A 17777-nucleotide genomic window follows, 5' to 3' on the forward strand; every position below is an offset into this window, starting at 1 on the left:
TATTATATATATGAAAAAGCTGCAAGATGGGTTCGTAATTTTACATTATGTTTTTATAACAATTCCCTTTTCTCGATAGTTTTAAACGTTTACTGCTCATGTGTACGGCTTGACTATACGGCCGTATTGCTTAATAATAATTATTATAAAGAAGAGATAAGAAAGGAAGAAGATTCATATGCGATTTGAAGGATTCACTCAAAATGACTTTGCAACCTTTAATATTGAAGGTTTAGATAATCGAATGGAAGCAATACAAAAACGCATTCAGCCTAAATTCCAGGAGATAGGAACGGAACTTGTTGATCATTTAGCAGCAAGGCTTGGTAATGAAATGTTTTTACACATTGCCAGGCACGCAAGAAGAACCGTGAACCCGCCTAAAGATACCTGGCTCGCAATTGCTGACAATAAAAGAGGGTACAAGCAGCATCCCCATTTCCAAGTAGGATTGTTTGATGATCATGTATTCATCTGGTTTGCATTGATTTATGAATTGCCTCATAAAACAGAAATTGCTAAAGCCTTTCTAAGCAATATAGATGAAATCCGGAAACAGATTCCCACTGATTATGTTGTGTCATTGGATCATACGAAAAAAGATGCTGTTCAAATGAAGGAGTTAGATTTAAAAGCTGCACTTGAGCGTTTTCGTGATGTTAAAAAAGCTGAGTTTTTGGTTGGTCAGCATTTAAATGCAGATGACAAACGTTTAACAGAGGGAATGGAATTTATCAAAATTGCAAAAGAGACTATAGATAATGTACTTCCATTATATTCAAGAGCTATGAAAGCAAGATAAGCTCAAATGTATTCAATACGGTGATCTAGTTATGCATAGCATACAGATTCAAATTTTATAATTTCCTAAACGACTAAAAGGCGGCTCACATTTATGAGTTGCCCTTTTTCATAACAATAACACCATTCTTTTGATTATTCGCATGTTTTACAACGTAATAGCTTGAATATCCCGATGCTTGCTGAAACTCAGCAAAAATACGTTTTTCCTCACTTTTGGATGGAACTATTTGCTTGAACCTTTTATATGCCACCATTATTTCCTCACATGTTGTTGTGTTTTTTTCATATGCTTTTTCAATTGCACTGAAAAAATGGACGACATCAACAATTTCCTGCTTGGACCATGTTTCATCAATTGGGTAATGATAGTTCATTTCTTATCACCTCACCTGGTCCATTTGTTTTTTATCGTTTCTGCTTCCGTAAGCATTACAGAAAATAATTCCTGTACCGTTGGGATGTTTTTAATGCGTCCAGCAGCCTGACCAGCCCAGCCGAATCCTTGCGTTTCATTACCATCATGTATGTACTGTTTGTTCGCTTTCCCGTCTATGTAGGGTTTCAATTCATCAAAATTAGCATGTGCAGATTCTAAATCCATTATTCTATCAGTCCATTCATTTTTTAACGCTCGTGCCGGTGCGCCAAGCGAGCGCTTTATTACGACTGTCGCATTTTCATCCGCATTAATTAACGCTTGCTTATAAATTGGATGTGCATCAATACACTCTTTTGCAGCGATAAATCTAGTGCCCATTTCGATCCCTTCAGCTCCTAAAGCAAAGGCAGCCATCATTCCCCTGCCATCTGCTATACCACCAGAAGCAATAACCGGAATTGATACACTGTCAACTACTTGCGGTGTTAAGACAAATGTTCCAACATCACTTCGCCCTAAATGACCCCCACCTTCTTGTCCGACAACCATAACAGCATCTGCGCCCAGCTCTTCCGCTTTTTCAGCCTGTCTCCTGGCTGCAACTAGTACAAGTTTTTTAATAGGATGTTTATCGACCATATCCAGTACACCTTTTGGATTACCGCCAGTAACAGAAATGACTTGAACTTGTTCATCAATTGCTGCCTCTACCATGTGTTCATATGGTCTTCCATGCTGACCTATCGCAAAATTAACTCCAAAAGGTTTATCAGTCATTGTTTTTACACGACGAATTTCTTCTCTTAATCTATCGGGACCCTCCAAACTCATTGCCGTAATTTGACCGAGCCCTCCAGCATTAGATACAGCAGCAGCCAAATCAGCATATGCTAGATATGCTAAACCACCTTGGATAATTGGATAATCAATCTTTAGTAAATCAGTTACTCGCGTTTTCCATACCATTCATAATCTCCCCTGCCATGAAAATTTACGTAATATAGCAATCGTATCACGAGCAGTATACGTATGGCTATCTAAATACTAAAACTAGCTATTAAAAACAAGATCTGATATAATACTTTGGTTATTTAGAATCGAGGTGTTTAGTGTGAACAGACAGTTACAAACGCCACTATTTGATGGCTTGTTAAACCATATAAAAAATAAACCTACACAATTTCATATACCTGGACATAAGCAAGGAAAAGCGGTTGATCCGACTTTCAGGGAGTTTATTGGCGATAATACTTTTTCAATTGATTTAATCAACATCGAACCTTTAGATGACCTTCATCATCCAAACGGAATTATAAAGGAAGCCCAAGAACTTGCAGCAGCCGCATTTGGTGCAGATTACACATACTTTTCTGTACAGGGGACAAGTGGTTGCATTATGACGATGGTTATGAGTGTATGCAATCCCGGTGATAAAATTATTGTACCCAGAAATGTGCATAAATCGGTGACATCGGCTATTATCTTTTCTGGAGCAACACCAGTTTTTATTCATCCTGAAATAGACACAACGCTCGGAATTTCACATGGAATAACTCCAAATGCAGTTAAACATGCCATAGAAGCACATCCGGATGCGAAAGCTGTACTGGTTATTAATCCAACATATTTTGGAATAGCTGCTGACCTAAAAGAAATTGTATCGATAGCACATCAATACGATATACCTGTTCTAGTGGATGAAGCTCATGGTGTTCATATTCACTTTCATGACAAATTACCAATTTCTGCAATGCAAGCGGGCGCTGACCTTGCAGCAACAAGTGTGCATAAATTAGGTGGTTCCCTCACGCAAAGCTCTGTACTGAATATCAAAGGTGACCGTGTTTCCGAAGAACGAGTACAAACCATTATGTCCATGCTTACGACAACTTCTACATCTTATATTTTATTGACTTCCTTAGATGCTGCCCGAAAGCAACTTGCTACACAGGGGTTTCAATTAGCTGATCAAGCGATTCAACTGGCGGAAATAGCACGAGAGAAAATTAATAAAATTGATCATCTTTATTGTGTCGGGAAAGAAATCATTGGAAGTGAAGCAATATATGATATCGACCCTACAAAATTAATTATTTCAGTTAAGGATTTAGGAATTTCAGGCTATGATGCTGAGGTGTGGCTGCGGAAGAACTTTGCAATAGAAGTCGAGCTATCGGACCTATATAATCTGTTATGTATCATTACACCTGGCGACTCAGAGGAAACAGTAAACCTGTTAATTTCTGCATTAAAACAGCTTGCCTTGGAAAAAGAGAAGAATGTATCAAAAAAAGAAATTCAGGTAACGATCCCTGATATTCCACTTTTGTCCTTAACGCCAAGAGATGCCTTTTATTCGGAAACAGAAACAATTCAATTAGAAGAATCCGTTGGCAGAATTAGCGCAGAATCCATTATGGTTTACCCACCAGGTATTCCAATTTTTATACCTGGCGAAATCATTACAGACGATAACATTGCTTACATCCATAAAAATATTGATGCTGGTTTACCAGTACAAGGACTCCAAGACGAAACATTGAAAACCATTCATGTTATTAAAGAATATAAACCATTCAAATAAAAAAAGAGCTGTCCTGCCAGCTCTTTTTTTACGTTATATTTATTTCTCACAACTAGGACATGTACCGTAAAGGGTTGTTACTTTTTCATCATCAAAATGCTCAATAACCTGTTGACAATCCTGACAAATGATTGTTCCCATTTGGTCCAGCTCCTTTTTGATTAATTAAAACACCATATTCATATTATAATATGTCATAATTAAAGTATCAAGCCCAAATAGTATAACACATTATAAAATGTGTTTTTATATAATGCTTTTTGTAAACGTAATGCTTGCTTTATAACTTGGCAATTCCAAAGATCACTAAGTATAGGCAATCACACATTGCTTTGCTTTCCTAGGACAGCTGATCCGTCTTCGCGTGGTTACCTCTTAAAAAATATCTGGTCCTCTCATTAACTTCCTATATAAAAAGACTAGGGCATAACAAAAACGTTTGGTAATACGTAGTTGACGTAAACTGCGACGTAAATTTTGCATTTTACGTTGCTTTTTTACCCCGCAGCCCGTAAACACTTCGCTTTCCGTGGACGGCTGATGAGCCTCCTTAAGCCGACGCACTCCGGGATCTCACCAGAGTCTCCGTGTATAGGGGCTGCTAGTATGAGGGTACATGATGTTTCTATTTGAATACCCAAAAAAATATCCGAACTAATACAAATTCTAATGGAAGAATTCATAGCTCGGATTTCTTTTTGACTAATAAACTTTTGACACAGCTACTTTTATTTTGTTGTTCGTATTAATTTCGGGTCAACAAGCTCATACCCCTTGTCACGTAATCCTTTTACAATATCTTCTAGTGCAGCTTCAGTCCATTTCCGATCATGCATTAATAAATTTGCCCCATTAACCAGCAAATTAGTATTAATCATAATATCGGTCAAGGCATCTTTTGACATATACTCTTTATTCCAATCATAGCCATAGGACCAATTCATTAAGGTCATACCCTCTTCTTGCGCAATTTGTTTCGAATAATCAGTATTTTCTCCATTTGGTGCCCTGAAGAACTTTGGGCGTTCCCCAATGATTTCTTCTACCATATCATTTACGCGTATGATTTCTTTTCTTTGCTCTATTTTGCTTAAATCAGGTAAGGATGCATGGCTGTATGTATGATTCCCGATCACGAAACCCATATCATTTAGTTGTTTTAGCATTTCCTTTTTTTTAGTCGTTTCAAGCAAATGACCATTGACGAAAAAGATGGCATTTACATCCATATTTTTTAAGGTCTGTGCCATTTTTAGTGCATATTTGCCCGGAGCATCATCAATCGTGATTAATACAACCCTCTTATTTATATGATCTTCAATAGGAACAATCGACCATACATCTGATACTTTGTATTTAGGCTTAACTTCTTCCTCCGGTTTATTAATTGAATCCGTACTTTCTTTTTCGTCTAGTTTATGATCACTCTGCTGTGAATCGTTAGTCTGCTGTTTATCGTCAGCAGGTTCAGAATGACTAGACGTATTGGTGTTCTGCGTATTGCTGCAAGCCGAGATAATTACGCAACATAATAAAAATAGCATTCCCGCCACTATTTTTTTCAATGATGTCCCCTCCACGCTGTTAAAAAGTTCAACATAATTTCAGTATAGATGACATGGAATGACATGACTACCTTACAATATAATTGTTTAGAATTATTTTTGTAAGGGTAAAGAACGACGATGTATTTAAAATTCCGGAATTATATCAATCAATAAAGGAAATAGTAAGGACATCGCATTATTTGAATCATGTGCATTCTTATGTTTCAATACATAAATGTGTGCGTTTATGAAAAATTTCACATGGAAAGGAATTGTGATTATGGAAAAAGTTACACGTGTCTTTTATATTTCAGCAGTTGTTGCAATTCTATTTATCATATGGGGAATCATTCCTGACGATGTTTTACCAAATGGCAATCTAAGTGATGTAACAACAGCCATCCAAGCATTTATTGTAGATAGATTTGGTTGGTTTTACCTGTTGACAACAACGGGATTTCTAATATTTTCTTTATACCTGATCTTTTCAAAATATGGGAAAATAAAACTGGGAAAGCCCACTGATAAACCAGAGTACTCTTATATAACCTGGTTTGCAATGTTATTTAGTGCCGGCATGGGTATTGGACTTGTCTTCTGGGGAGCAGCAGAACCTTTATCCCATTTCCATAGTCCTCCATTTGGCGAGGGTGGCACGGATGAAACAGCGAAAATTGCTTTACGTTACAGCTTCTTCCATTGGGGTTTGCACCCATGGGCAGTATACGCAACCATCGCTTTAGCTTTAGCATACTTTAAATTCCGCAAACAGTCTCCTGGTGTTGTAAGTGCGATACTTGAGCCTGTTTTGGGTGACAGAGTTAAAGGACCCCTTGGAACATTAATTGATTTTATCGTAGTGTTCGCAACTGTTTTTGGTGTAGCAACCTCATTAGGGTTTGGTGCAATCCAAATTAGCGGTGGGCTCAGCTATGTATTTGGCTTTGAAAAAACAATAACACTGCAATTTGTCATTATTGCTATTGTAACGGTTTTATACTTAATTTCGGCCATGACTGGTTTGAACAAAGGGATTAAATATTTAAGTAATACGAATATCGTTCTTGCAATTGCCTTGATGCTTTTCATGCTATTTGCAGGACCTACAAACTTTATTATGGAAATATTTACAAGCACCTTTGGCAGCTATATTCAAAACCTGCCAGGTATGAGCTTCCGCATGACACCATTCCATCCAGATAATGCATGGCTTAGCAATTGGACAATCTTTTATTGGGCTTGGTGGATTGCATGGGCACCGTTTGTCGGTACATTCATTGCCCGTGTATCAAGAGGAAGAACAATTCGTGAATTTGTCTCAGGGGTATTGTTAGTGCCTACTATATTTGGCGCTATTTGGTTCGCGGTACTTGGCGGCTCAGCCATTAACCTTGAGTTCTTCCAGGGAGTTGACCTTGCATCACTGCTCGATTCCCCAAATTATGGGGAAGAAATTATTTTGTTCGCTGTTTTAGAACACTTCCCTTTAGGAACGTTAATGTCCATCCTGGCGATCCTTTTAATTAGTACATTCTTTATCACATCAGCCGATTCAGCGACATTTGTTTTAGGAATGCAAACGACTGGAGGAAGTTTATATCCACCAAATATCGTGAAATTAGTTTGGGGTATTCTTCAGTCAGGTGCTGCGGCAATTCTGTTGTGGCAGGGTGGACTTAATGCATTGCAAACTGCATCCATTATTGTTGCATTCCCGTTTGCGATAATCATGATTTTAATCGTCGTCTCACTTATAAAATCCTTTAAAGAAGAAGCGAGACAATTTGATTTAAAGCGAAAAAAATAACCAAAAAAGCGGCTAAGGAAATAGTATTTTAGTCAAAAAGAAATCCGAACTATGAATTCTTCCATTAGAATTTGTATTAGTTCGGATTTTTCTATTGGGTATTCGTAACATACGTTTTTGTTACGCCCTGCACTTTTTGTGTTGTAAAAAAATAGGTGTTTAACATTGCTTGCTTTCTTAAAATAAAATTGCAGAAAAAAGAGAGCTGAAAAAACAGCTCTCTTTTAATCGTTTCTATTACATTGTATGGATCGGCATGCCAAGTGCTTTTTCTGCTGCTTCCATTGTGATCTCGCCTAAGCTTGGATGTGCATGGATTGTAAGTGCAATATCTTCAGCAGTCATGCCAGCTTCAATTGCTAACCCAATTTCCGCAATAACATCACTTGCATTAGGACCTGCAACTTGTGCACCAATTACTAAGCCATCCTCTTCACGTGTAATTAGCTTCAGGAAACCATCCGTATCGTTAAGAGACAATGCGCGTCCATTAGCTGCAAACGGGAATTTAGAAGCTTTCACCTTGTATCCTGCATCTTTAGCTTCTTTTTCCGTATATCCAACAGATGCAAGCTCAGGATCTGAGAACACTACTGCAGGAATTCCAATATAATCGATTTCTGCTTTCTCGCCGCTAATTGCCTCAGCTGCCACTTTTCCTTCATAAGAAGCTTTGTGTGCAAGCGGAGGTCCAGCAACAATATCTCCAATTGCATAAATATTATCTACACTTGTGCGACATTGCTTGTCAATTTTGATTAGACCTTTTTCATCTACATCAATACCAACCTGCTCAAGACCGATTTCATCTGTGTTCGGACGACGGCCAACTGTCACTAATACATAATCCGCATCAACTGATTCCTCTTTACCTTTAGCTTCATACGTAACTTTAACGCCGTCTTTAGATTCCTCCACACCTTTGGCCATTGCTTCCGTAACGATGGTAACATTTTTCTTTTTCAATCGTTTTTTAACAACTTGTGTCATTTGTTTCTCAAAACCGCCAAGGATATCTTTCGTACCTTCTAAAACAACGATTTCAGTTCCAAAGTTTGCGTATGCTGAACCTAGCTCTGTACCAATGTATCCACCACCGATAACAACCATTTTCATAGGAATTTCTTTTAGGTTCAATGCTCCAGTTGAATCAAGGACACGATCAGAATATTTAAAGCTTGGTATTTCAATTGGTGTTGAACCTGTTGCGATAATACAGTTATTGAATGTATAGGTTTGTGAATTTTTTTCATCCATTACTTTAACTGTATTTTTATCAACGAAATATACTTCACCTTTTACAATATCTACTTTATTACCTTTTAAAAGTCCTTCAACACCAGAAGTGAGTTTATTAACTACTTTCCCTTTCCATTCCTGAACTTTTGTAAAATCAACGGAAACGTTCTCTGTTTTAATGCCCAATTCTTCATTCCCGTGTGCATGTTCAGTCAAGTGACCAGCTTGAATCATCGCTTTAGATGGGATACAGCCTACATTTAAGCAAACCCCGCCTAACTCGCCTTTTTCTACGATGGTAACTTTTTGTCCCATTTGTGCAGCACGAATTGCAGCGACGTAACCGCCAGGACCTGCACCAACAACTAGAGTGTCTAATTCAATTGGAAAATCTCCTACTACCATAATTTACGCCTCCATCATGATTAATTGTGGATCGTTCAATAATCGTTTGATTTGATTTAGTGCTAATTGAGCTGTTGCACCATCAACAATACGATGGTCAAAGCTTAATGATAATGCAAGTACGGGAGCGACAACAATTTCGCCATCACGGACAACTGGTTTTTCAGCAATTCGGCCAATTCCTAAGATAGCTGCTTCTGGATAATTAAGAACAGGTGTAAACCACTGTCCCCCAGCAGAACCAATGTTTGTAATTGTACTTGAAGCACCTTTCATTTCATCCGATGTTAGTTTACCACTTCTAGCTTTATCTGCCAATTCGTTAATTTCTGCTGAAATAGTAAAGATTGACTTACGATCAGCATCTTTTACAACAGGTACAAGCAAGCCTTTATCTGTGTCTGCTGCAATACCTACATTGTAGTAATGCTTATAAACGATCTCGTCTGTTTCATCATTAACGGCAGCATTTAATATTGGATATTTTTTCAATGCTGATACAAGAGCCTTTGCAACGTATGGCAAGTATGTTAATTTGATATCTTGTTCCAAAGCAACAGCCTTGAATTTCTTACGATGTGCAACAAGTTCAGTCACATCGATATCGTCCATTAGTGTAACGTGAGGAGCCTTCGTTTTCGAATTAACCATTGCTTTTGCAATAGCTTTACGAATTCCGCTCATTTTTTCACGAGTTTCCGGATATTGCCCTTCAGGTACTACTTGTTTCGATGTTTGTTTTTCCTCTTGTTGATCTGCTGATGTTTCATCCGTTTCTGCTGGTTGATCACCATTTAGATAACTATCAATATCCTCTTTTAATACACGTCCATTTTTTCCTGTTCCTGTTACCTGTTGAATGCTTACATCATTTTCACGTGCATATTTACGAACAGACGGCATTGCAATGACACGCTTACCTGATTTCTGTGAAGCGTCATCGCTTGATTTATTATCTGATTGTTCTTCTTTTTTAGGCTCTTCTTTAGTTTCTTCTTTGGATTCCTCTTTTGGTTTAGCTTCTGTTTCGCCGGAGTCACTATCATCCTCGTAGCCTTCAGCATCAATTGTAATAATTGTATCACCCACGACGACGACAGTTCCTTCTTCAACATGAACCTTTGTAACTGGTCCTTCAACTGGGGAAGGGATTTCTACAACAGCTTTATCGTTTTGCACTTCGCAAAGCACATCATCTTCTTTTACTTCGTCGCCTTCTTTTACAAACCATTTTACAATTTCGCCTTCATGAATCCCTTCACCAATATCCGGCAATTTAAAATTATATGCCATTATTACTACCTCCCATCCATTTAATTAAAAGTTGATTACTTGGTTAACCTTTTCTACGATGTCTTTATGATCAGGCAGCCATAGATCTTCCGCTTGAGGAAATGCATAGACTGTGTCTGGTGCAGTCACACGTAAAATCGGCGCCTCCAAATGTAAAATTGCGCGTTCTTGAATTTCAGAAATAACATGTGATGCTAAACCTGCTTGGCGTTGAGCTTCTTGAACAAAAACAACACGATTTGTTTTTTGTACAGATTCAATAATGGTATCAATGTCAATTGGTGATACTGTACGTAAATCAATAACTTCTGCATCAATATCGTTTTTTTCCAATTCTTCTGCTGCTTTAAGTGATGCGTGAACCATTGCACCATAAGAAATAATAGTTACGTCCTTACCTTCACGTTTAACATCCGCTTTCCCAAGTTCAATCGTATACTCTTCTTCTGGAACTTCTTCACGGAATGAACGGTAAAGCTTCAAATGCTCTAAAAATAAAACAGGATCATTATCACGGATAGATGCAATTAATAATCCTTTTGCATCATGTGGTGTTGAAGGAATAACAACTTTAATACCTGGTTGTTGAGCAATTAATCCTTCTAATGAGTCCGAATGTAATTCTGGTGTGTGAACGCCGCCCCCGAAAGGTGAACGAATCGTAACAGGTGCTGACTGTGTACCGCCTGAACGGTAGCGAAGACGAGCAATTTGTCCATTAATTGCGTCCATAGTTTCATAAACGAAGCCGAAAAACTGAATTTCCGGAACTGGACGATAGCCCTGTAAAGCTAAACCAAGAGACATACCGCCAATACCAGATTCAGCTAGTGGCGTATCAAATACACGATCCTCACCGAATTCCTTCTGCAAGCCCTCTGTAACACGGAAGACGCCACCGTTTTGACCGACATCTTCACCATACACAAGCACATTTTCATCATTTTTTAATTCTGTACGGAGTGCGTCGGTGATTGCTTGAACCATTGTCATTTGTGCCATGATTTATTTCGACTCCTTTTCTTTATATTCTTCCATTTGTTCTTGAAGATTTGCTGGAAGTTCTTCAAACATATTGGAAATAAGGTCTGTCACCTTTTGTTTTGGATATTCATCTGCTTTTTTAATTGCTTTTTTAATTTCTTCTTTTGCTTCTTCAATCACTTTATTTTCTTCTTCTTCAGACCATAATTTTTTGCCTTCCAAATATTTGCGGAAACGTACGATCGGATCCTTTTTCTCCCATTCATTATCAAGGTCATCTGTGCGGTAGCGAGTAGGATCGTCACCAGCCATTGTATGTGGTCCATAACGATAGGTTAATGTTTCAATTAATGTTGGACCTTCTCCATTTATCGCACGTTCACGGGCATCCTTCGTCACTGCATAAACAGCAAGGACATCCATTCCGTCAACTTGAATACCAGGAATTCCTGCCGCTACAGATTTTTGTGCTAACGTTTTGGCAGCAGATTGTTTTTCTACAGGAACCGAGATTGCGAAATAGTTATTTTGAACAAAGAAAATTGCCGGGGCACCGAATGCACCTGCAAAGTTAATTCCTTCATAAAAATCACCTTGAGAGGTACCGCCATCACCTGTATATGTTACAGCTACAGCTTTTTTGCCGCGTTTTTTAATTCCTAGAGCTACTCCAGCCGTTTGTGTGTATTGAGCACCAATAATTATTTGTGGGCTTAATGCATTTACGCCCTCCGGAAATTGGTTGCCATGGAAATGCCCTCTAGAGAACAAGAATGCCTGGTATAGTGGAAGACCATGCCAAATAAGCTGTGGCACATCACGATATCCTGGTAAAATAAAATCTTCTTTTTCCAAAGCAAACTGACTGCCAAGCTGGGACGCTTCCTGTCCAGCCGTCGGTGCATAAAATCCAAGGCGTCCCTGGCGATTTAACGCGATTGAACGCTGATCTAATATACGAGTATAAACCATTCTGCGCATAAGCTCTTTCAAATCATCATCTGAAAGATCAGGCAATGCATCTTTATTAACAATCTTCCCATCTTCATTTAGAATTTGGAACATTTCGAACTGACTCTCAACACTATCAAGTACGTGTTTCAAAATAGTTCACCTCTTCCTTTCTTTACATCCGTTTTGGTATTTTCCTTTCTAGCCTTCCCAAAATATGAAAAAATCTGTACCTTTTTTGCTCTTATTCTTGTACCCTGTTTGGATTCATATAAATCATTATTAATATTAATTTCATAAACTGTTACATTCATTTCGCAAAAATTATTGGTACAATTCATAATCTAATTAGAGTTTAGCTCAACATATCATATTGGTCAATTACTTTGTTTGTATTTCTTTTAAATAAATTATCATTTCTAGCCAAAAACAGCTAAACACTTTAATCTGTTACAGTAAATCATTAAAACTGTATTAGTTCTGCATAAAAAGGGACTGCCCTCCGCCATATAACGTTACCCGCACGTTATATAGCGAAGGGCAGTCCCTTGCTAAAAAGCGTTATTCCCCTTGTTTTCCACCTTTACTGTCTGGTACATCTGCTTCATATTTTACATCGATACCTGCTAGATCATAGAATTCCTTCTTTAATGCGTTATAATCAGTTGTTGATGCATTAAATTTATCATTAGCATCCAATACCTTTTGATAGCTTTCATTTATATTAGAAATATGATCAGTTAACTTCTCTTGCTTCATGTCTTTATCCTGAAGCATGGTATACAGTTCCTTCTCCAGCTTTAATGAGTTATTGTACGCATTATTGAGTTTCTCATATGCTTCGTAACGATTCATCATAACATCATACATTTCATTTGCTTTCTTCCTGACCTTATCTTCCTCCAGATCAGCAATCAGCTCTTTAATTTCTTGGAATTCCTCTTTAGAAGCATCGATACTTTCTTTTTCAAGCTTTATTTTATCCGTTCGTTTTTCAATTGATTCAATTGCCTGCTTTGAAAGCTGTTTTATTTTATCAAATTCATCCATACCAAGATCAATTATCTGACTATACAATTGCTGCTCTTCTTTTTCCAATTCAACAATAGAATCCTGTTGTTTCTCAAAAGCATCTTCCAGTGTAACTGCCTTCTCCAAGTGATCATAAATTTCGTCTTTCGTTGATGCACCTGTACAAGCAGATAATAGTATGATGCATAATATAGCCAGAATTACGATTGCTTTTTTTCGAATCACTTGATCTTCCTCCTTCGTTCATTGCTGCGATTGTAAAGATATTTAATATGTAACAATATAACATATGTGAAATGTTACATGCTCTCGCACAATAGATTAGCTTGTCCTATATCAATTTTATGAATTAATAGGATTAAATATGATAAAATCATTGAATGGAACATATGAAATCGCTTATGATAAATTATTAGTAACCATGCACAGATGAGGAGTGGAATACGTGTTAACAATGAAGGATATTGTTCGTGAAGGACATGCGTCATTACGCACAGTTGCTGAAGACGTGAGCCTTCCACCAACAGATGAAGAGAAAACGCTATTACAGGATATGCTTGAATTCTTAAAAAATAGCCAGGATGATAACATCGCCTGTGAATATGATCTTAGACCTGGTGTAGGATTAGCTGCGCCCCAGCTAGGTATTAATAAACGAATGGCAGCAGTTCATTTTGAGGATTTTAAAGGTAAACACTATTCTTACGGATTAATCAATCCTCGTATTGTCAGCCATTCCGTTGAAAAAGCTTACTTATCCGGCGGTGAAGGCTGTCTGTCGGTAGATCGGAATGTTGAAGGATATGTTCCGCGCTATGCACGTATTACGGTTAAAGCAACTGACATAGATGGCAATGACCTGAAACTGCGTCTGCGTGATTATGCTGCTATAGTCTTTCAACATGAAATCGATCATCTGAATGGGGTTATGTTTTATGATCACATTCATAATGACAATCCGTTTCACATACCAGAAAATGCAAAGGCAATAGAATGAACCTTATTTAAAGAAGCTGGGACATAACTAAATTGTTTAATCCAAAGCCGAACATTTCACCATACTACAGAAGGAAATACACGGAGACTCCGGCAGGATGAAAAGCCTAGGTGAGACTACGTAGAGCGATAGCTCAGAGTAGGCTCAGGGGCAGCCCGCGGAAAGCGTAGTGTATTTCCGCAGCGGTATGTATGCACCAACTATGTTCGGATTTTATTTTGGTTAAAACACTTTTGTACCAGGCTGTTTCTTATTAGATTAAATGCAAATGCTTTAGTGCTTTGTAAATACCTTCTTCACCAACATCGGCTGTTACATAGTCAGCAATTTTTTTCAATTCGTGTACAGCATTTCCCATTGCAATACCTGTACCAATTTCCTCTATCATTTCTATATCGTTCAATCCATCCCCAAATGCATACGTATCATTAACTTTTAATCCGCTAGCTTCAATTAGCTTTTGAACACCAATTGCTTTTGAACCACCATCTGGCATGATATCACAAGATAAATCGTGCCAACGAAGGAATCGGAAACTTGTGTGTACGTTTTGAAAGGCTTTTTCCGCATCGCGCTCACAAAACAAAAGTGCTTGATAGATAGATCTATCGTCATAAAATTCAGGGTCTACATCAGGATAGTTGAATTTCAAGCTATCAAAGCTTTCTTTAATATATTTACTGTCCCCTTGTGATGCACGCATTTCTTCAGCACCCATAAATATCATCGGATAGTCACCAGCTAATGAAGCATTATACAGACGTTTCAATTCTTCTTGCCCTAAAGGGTTATCATACACTAATTGCCCTTCAAATACGACATACTGCCCATTGAAACTTACAAACGACTCAATACCAAGCTCTTTTCGAATATTTTCAAACATATATGGCGCCCGACCAGTAGCAATAGCAACATAAACACCATTTTCCTTCAGCTGTTGTATAGCAACCTTTGTTGATAAAGGAATTTTTTTATCAAAATCAACCAACGTTCCATCAATATCAAAAAAGACAATTTTTTTATCCATCTTTCAAACCCCTTTGTTTCATAAATTAACCATTATTTACGATACATTCACTTTTCACTGCGAACAGAAGAATAACACTGATTGATTTAAAAAACACGAAATGAAAAGCAATATATTAGGATGTACAAAAACAGTACTGCATAATAATCAGTTTCTCAGTAAAAAATATCCGTAAATGAAAAGTTTCAGCTAACAAGCATATATTATAGTAAAAATTAATCTTTTTTTACACAAATATAGTATTTTTATTTCAAAATTCCTCAAACAGTACTATACTATAAATAAGAGGGATTGGATCGGTAGAACGTTTTTGCTTTTCTTACTATTTGAAAGGAGACGAAATACCATGTTAAAACGCCTAAAAGAAAAGCTGAAAAAACGCTGGAAGGATTTTTTAGGCCAAGGACGTGTACCAACTACTTGTAAAAAAGACTACCATTAATGTCACCAATCACACAGTAATTACGATATCATACGAAATTTAACCATGCTGCGGAATTGAAGGTATAGCGTAAGCGAATTATTGTCGGAAATAGAAATCCACTAATCGCTGAACGTTTAGCTGGAAAATTAAGTGATGATGACTGACGAGCGGAAATAGATAACTTACAATAGAGAAAAATTTCTTTCATACTAGCTGTTCGTTTTATCGTCAGCTCTATTCAGTAATCATTAAAAAAGAATAAAGAAGAAGTTAGGAGAGATGGAATGATTTACAAAGTATTATATCAGGAGCTGAAACAAGAAATTCCTGTAAGAGAACGCACAAAAAGTCTCTATGTTGAGGCAGAATCCGAAAAAGAAGTACGAACCAAGCTATTAGATCGCAATCTTAATATCGAGTTTATCCAAGTGCTAGATGAGGCCCATTTAGCATACGAAAAACAATCTGAACATTTTATGCTGGAGTCTGTGTAATCTTATGAAATTTGTAAAAAATGATCAGACAGCAGTTTTTGCACTAGGCGGTCTAGGGGAAATTGGAAAAAACACGTATGGTGTGCAATTTCAAGATGAGATAATTTTAATCGATGCTGGAATTAAATTTCCGGAAGATGAATTGCTTGGCATTGATTATGTTATTCCTGATTATACCTACCTGGTACAAAACCAAGATAAAATAAAAGGTTTAATTGTTACACATGGTCATGAAGATCATATAGGGGGCATCCCTTACCTTCTACGTGAAATTAATGTACCAATATATGCTGGAAAACTCGCGATCGGATTAATCAGAAATAAATTAGACGAGCATGGTCTATTAAGAAACGCTAAATTAAATGTTATCGGAGAAGATGATGTTATTAAATTCCGTAAAACATCTGTTGCCTTTTTCCGTACAACACACAGTATCCCGGATTCGTATGGTATCGTTGTCAAAACCCCTCCTGGGAATATCGTTCATACTGGCGATTTTAAATTTGATTTTACTCCAGTTGGAGAGCCAGCAAATTTAACAAAGATGGCAGAAATAGGTAAAGAAGGCGTACTTTGCTTACTTTCCGACAGTACAAATAGTGAAGTGCCTGGATTTACAATGTCTGAACGTGTGGTTGGCGGCAGTATCAATGACATTTTCAGCAAAACGAATGGCAGAATTATTTTTGCAACTTTTGCTTCTAACATCTTTCGTTTACAGCAAGTAGTTGAAGCTGCAGTTAAATTTAATCGTAAAATTGCAGTTTTTGGCCGCAGTATGGAGTCTTCCATCACGATTGGACGAGAATTAGGTTACATTAATGCACCAAAGGAAACTTTTATTGATGCTAACCAAATTAATCGTCTCCCTGCACAAGAGGTAACCATTCTTTGTACTGGATCTCAAGGGGAACCGATGGCAGCTTTATCACGTATTGCAAATGGTACACATAGACAAATCCAAATTATCCCTGGTGACACGGTTGTATTTTCTTCATCTCCAATCCCTGGAAATACAATCAGTGTCAGTCGCACAATTAATAAATTGTACCGTGCTGGCGCAGACGTCATTCACGGTAAACTTACTAATATTCATACGTCAGGCCATGGAAGTCAAGAGGAGCAGAAACTAATGCTGCGCTTGATTAATCCAAAGTACTTCATGCCTATCCATGGTGAATACCGCATGCAAAAGGAGCATACAAAGCTTGCTAAATTATGTGGTATAGATCCTGCAAATTCTTTTATAATGGATAATGGTGATGTACTGTCCTTGGGTAAAGACAACGCAACTATTGCCGGTAAAATTCCTTCTGGATCTGTCTATGTTGATGGCAGCGGTATTGGTGATATCGGAAATATTGTGTTACGTGACAGACGTATACTATCTGAAGAAGGCCTAGTTATTGTTGTGGTAAGCATTAACATGAAAGAATTTAAAATTTCTGCGGGGCCAGATATTATTTCACGTGGATTTGTCTACATGAGAGAGTCAGAAGATCTGATTAATGAGGCACAAAAACTCGTTTCTGCACATTTAACGAAGGTTATGGATCGCAGAACAACACAATGGTCTGAAATTAAGAATGAAATTACAGATACAATTGCACCATTCCTCTATGAAAAAACAAAACGCAGACCAATGGTACTACCAATTATTATGGAAGTTTAATTCACAGGTTTGCGGCCAGGAGTCAATGACGCAAATTAGGTTCCATTGACAGTTGGCCTATCTTTCAAATTAATTGGGATGACATTATAATATAAGCATTAACATAAACTATTTTATGATGATACTTATAAAACGATG

The 17777-nt window shown here is 37.5% G+C and carries 16 protein-coding genes; 6 read left to right on the forward strand and 10 right to left on the reverse strand.

What is annotated here, in order from left to right; all coding sequences use genetic code 11:
• Nucleotides 1-178 precede the first annotated feature (178 nt).
• Nucleotides 179-802: a YktB family protein gene (locus IEV74_RS06390; RefSeq protein WP_188454528.1), complete on the forward strand. Its 624-nt coding sequence runs from the start codon at nt 179-181 to the stop codon at nt 800-802.
• A gap of 91 nt (nt 803-893) precedes the next feature.
• Here IEV74_RS06390 and IEV74_RS06395 read toward each other — a convergent pair whose 3' ends face one another.
• Nucleotides 894-1178, reverse strand: coding sequence for a UPF0223 family protein (locus IEV74_RS06395; RefSeq protein WP_188454529.1), 285 nt, complete (start codon nt 1176-1178; stop codon nt 894-896).
• A gap of 11 nt (nt 1179-1189) precedes the next feature.
• Complete coding sequence (locus tag IEV74_RS06400; RefSeq protein WP_188454530.1) at nt 1190-2149, reverse strand: NAD(P)H-dependent flavin oxidoreductase; 960 nt, start codon at nt 2147-2149, stop codon at nt 1190-1192.
• 145 nt (nt 2150-2294) lie between these two features.
• On the opposite strand from IEV74_RS06400, the gene IEV74_RS06405 reads away from it, so the two are divergent.
• Nucleotides 2295-3767, forward strand: a complete 1473-nt coding sequence (locus tag IEV74_RS06405) for an aminotransferase class I/II-fold pyridoxal phosphate-dependent enzyme (RefSeq protein WP_188454531.1) — start codon at nt 2295-2297, stop codon at nt 3765-3767.
• A 39-nt stretch (nt 3768-3806) separates the two neighbouring features.
• On the opposite strand, the gene IEV74_RS06410 is transcribed toward IEV74_RS06405, so the two are convergent.
• Entirely contained in the window at nt 3807-3908 is a 102-nt protein-coding gene (locus tag IEV74_RS06410; RefSeq protein WP_188454532.1) for a GapA-binding peptide SR1P, read from the reverse strand.
• Nucleotides 3909-4495: 587 nt separating this feature from the next.
• Nucleotides 4496-5332 (reverse strand): polysaccharide deacetylase family protein, encoded by an 837-nt coding sequence (locus IEV74_RS06415; protein WP_229683077.1) that lies wholly within the window; start codon nt 5330-5332, stop codon nt 4496-4498.
• A 262-nt stretch (nt 5333-5594) separates the two neighbouring features.
• Here IEV74_RS06415 and IEV74_RS06420 point away from each other — a divergent pair, with 262 nt between their 5' ends.
• Complete coding sequence (locus IEV74_RS06420; RefSeq protein WP_188454533.1) at nt 5595-7121, forward strand: glycine betaine uptake BCCT transporter; 1527 nt, start codon at nt 5595-5597, stop codon at nt 7119-7121.
• A 237-nt stretch (nt 7122-7358) separates the two neighbouring features.
• Here IEV74_RS06420 and lpdA read toward each other — a convergent pair whose 3' ends face one another.
• The 5 genes from lpdA to IEV74_RS06445 form a co-directional block, all read right to left on the reverse strand.
• A complete protein-coding gene (gene lpdA, locus IEV74_RS06425) occupies nt 7359-8765 on the reverse strand; it encodes a dihydrolipoyl dehydrogenase (RefSeq protein WP_188454534.1) in 1407 nt (468 codons plus the stop codon).
• Between the two features lie 3 nt (nt 8766-8768).
• Nucleotides 8769-10058 carry a dihydrolipoamide acetyltransferase family protein gene (locus IEV74_RS06430; RefSeq protein ID WP_188454535.1) on the reverse strand — a complete coding sequence of 430 codons (1290 nt, stop codon included), beginning with the start codon at nt 10056-10058 and terminating at the stop codon, nt 8769-8771.
• A gap of 24 nt (nt 10059-10082) precedes the next feature.
• On the reverse strand, nt 10083-11060 hold the full coding sequence (locus IEV74_RS06435; RefSeq protein WP_188454536.1) for an alpha-ketoacid dehydrogenase subunit beta: 978 nt from the start codon (nt 11058-11060) through the stop codon (nt 10083-10085).
• Nucleotides 11061-11063: 3 nt separating this feature from the next.
• Nucleotides 11064-12107, reverse strand: a complete 1044-nt coding sequence (gene pdhA, locus IEV74_RS06440; protein WP_229683080.1) for a pyruvate dehydrogenase (acetyl-transferring) E1 component subunit alpha — start codon at nt 12105-12107, stop codon at nt 11064-11066.
• A gap of 447 nt (nt 12108-12554) precedes the next feature.
• Nucleotides 12555-13250, reverse strand: a complete 696-nt coding sequence (locus IEV74_RS06445) for a YkyA family protein (protein WP_188454538.1) — start codon at nt 13248-13250, stop codon at nt 12555-12557.
• A 220-nt stretch (nt 13251-13470) separates the two neighbouring features.
• Between IEV74_RS06445 and def the strand changes: the two genes are divergently transcribed.
• Nucleotides 13471-14022 carry a peptide deformylase gene (def, locus tag IEV74_RS06450; protein ID WP_188454539.1) on the forward strand — a complete coding sequence of 184 codons (552 nt, stop codon included), beginning with the start codon at nt 13471-13473 and terminating at the stop codon, nt 14020-14022.
• A gap of 253 nt (nt 14023-14275) precedes the next feature.
• On the opposite strand, the gene IEV74_RS06455 is transcribed toward def, so the two are convergent.
• Nucleotides 14276-15049: a Cof-type HAD-IIB family hydrolase gene (locus IEV74_RS06455; RefSeq protein ID WP_188454540.1), complete on the reverse strand. Its 774-nt coding sequence runs from the start codon at nt 15047-15049 to the stop codon at nt 14276-14278.
• 708 nt (nt 15050-15757) lie between these two features.
• Between IEV74_RS06455 and IEV74_RS06460 the strand changes: the two genes are divergently transcribed.
• Nucleotides 15758-15967 (forward strand): DNA-dependent RNA polymerase subunit epsilon, encoded by a 210-nt coding sequence (locus tag IEV74_RS06460; protein ID WP_188454541.1) that lies wholly within the window; start codon nt 15758-15760, stop codon nt 15965-15967.
• Nucleotides 15968-15971: 4 nt separating this feature from the next.
• A complete protein-coding gene (rnjA, locus tag IEV74_RS06465) occupies nt 15972-17639 on the forward strand; it encodes a ribonuclease J1 (RefSeq protein WP_188454542.1) in 1668 nt (555 codons plus the stop codon).
• Nucleotides 17640-17777 lie beyond the last annotated feature (138 nt).

This window comes from Virgibacillus oceani (assembly GCF_014638995.1).
In the GTDB taxonomy this organism is placed as follows: Bacteria; Bacillota; Bacilli; order Bacillales; family Amphibacillaceae; genus Virgibacillus_E; species Virgibacillus_E oceani.

Excerpts from the sequence above, each read along its gene's own strand:
- IEV74_RS06435 (WP_188454536.1), bottom strand. The coding sequence starts at position 11,060 with ATGGCACAAATGACAATGGTTCAAGCAATCACCGACGCACTCCGTACA.
- IEV74_RS06400 (WP_188454530.1), bottom strand. The coding sequence starts at position 2,149 with ATGGTATGGAAAACGCGAGTAACTGATTTACTAAAGATTGATTATCCA.
- IEV74_RS06395 (WP_188454529.1), bottom strand. The coding sequence starts at position 1,178 with ATGAACTATCATTACCCAATTGATGAAACATGGTCCAAGCAGGAAATT.
- IEV74_RS06430 (WP_188454535.1), bottom strand. The coding sequence starts at position 10,058 with ATGGCATATAATTTTAAATTGCCGGATATTGGTGAAGGGATTCATGAA.
- rnjA (WP_188454542.1), top strand. The coding sequence starts at position 15,972 with ATGAAATTTGTAAAAAATGATCAGACAGCAGTTTTTGCACTAGGCGGT.
- pdhA (WP_229683080.1), bottom strand. The coding sequence starts at position 12,107 with ATGTTCCAAATTCTAAATGAAGATGGGAAGATTGTTAATAAAGATGCA.
- IEV74_RS06455 (WP_188454540.1), bottom strand. The coding sequence starts at position 15,049 with ATGGATAAAAAAATTGTCTTTTTTGATATTGATGGAACGTTGGTTGAT.
- IEV74_RS06390 (WP_188454528.1), top strand. The coding sequence starts at position 179 with ATGCGATTTGAAGGATTCACTCAAAATGACTTTGCAACCTTTAATATT.
- IEV74_RS06460 (WP_188454541.1), top strand. The coding sequence starts at position 15,758 with ATGATTTACAAAGTATTATATCAGGAGCTGAAACAAGAAATTCCTGTA.
- IEV74_RS06410 (WP_188454532.1), bottom strand. The coding sequence starts at position 3,908 with ATGGGAACAATCATTTGTCAGGATTGTCAACAGGTTATTGAGCATTTT.
- lpdA (WP_188454534.1), bottom strand. The coding sequence starts at position 8,765 with ATGGTAGTAGGAGATTTTCCAATTGAATTAGACACTCTAGTTGTTGGT.
- IEV74_RS06420 (WP_188454533.1), top strand. The coding sequence starts at position 5,595 with ATGGAAAAAGTTACACGTGTCTTTTATATTTCAGCAGTTGTTGCAATT.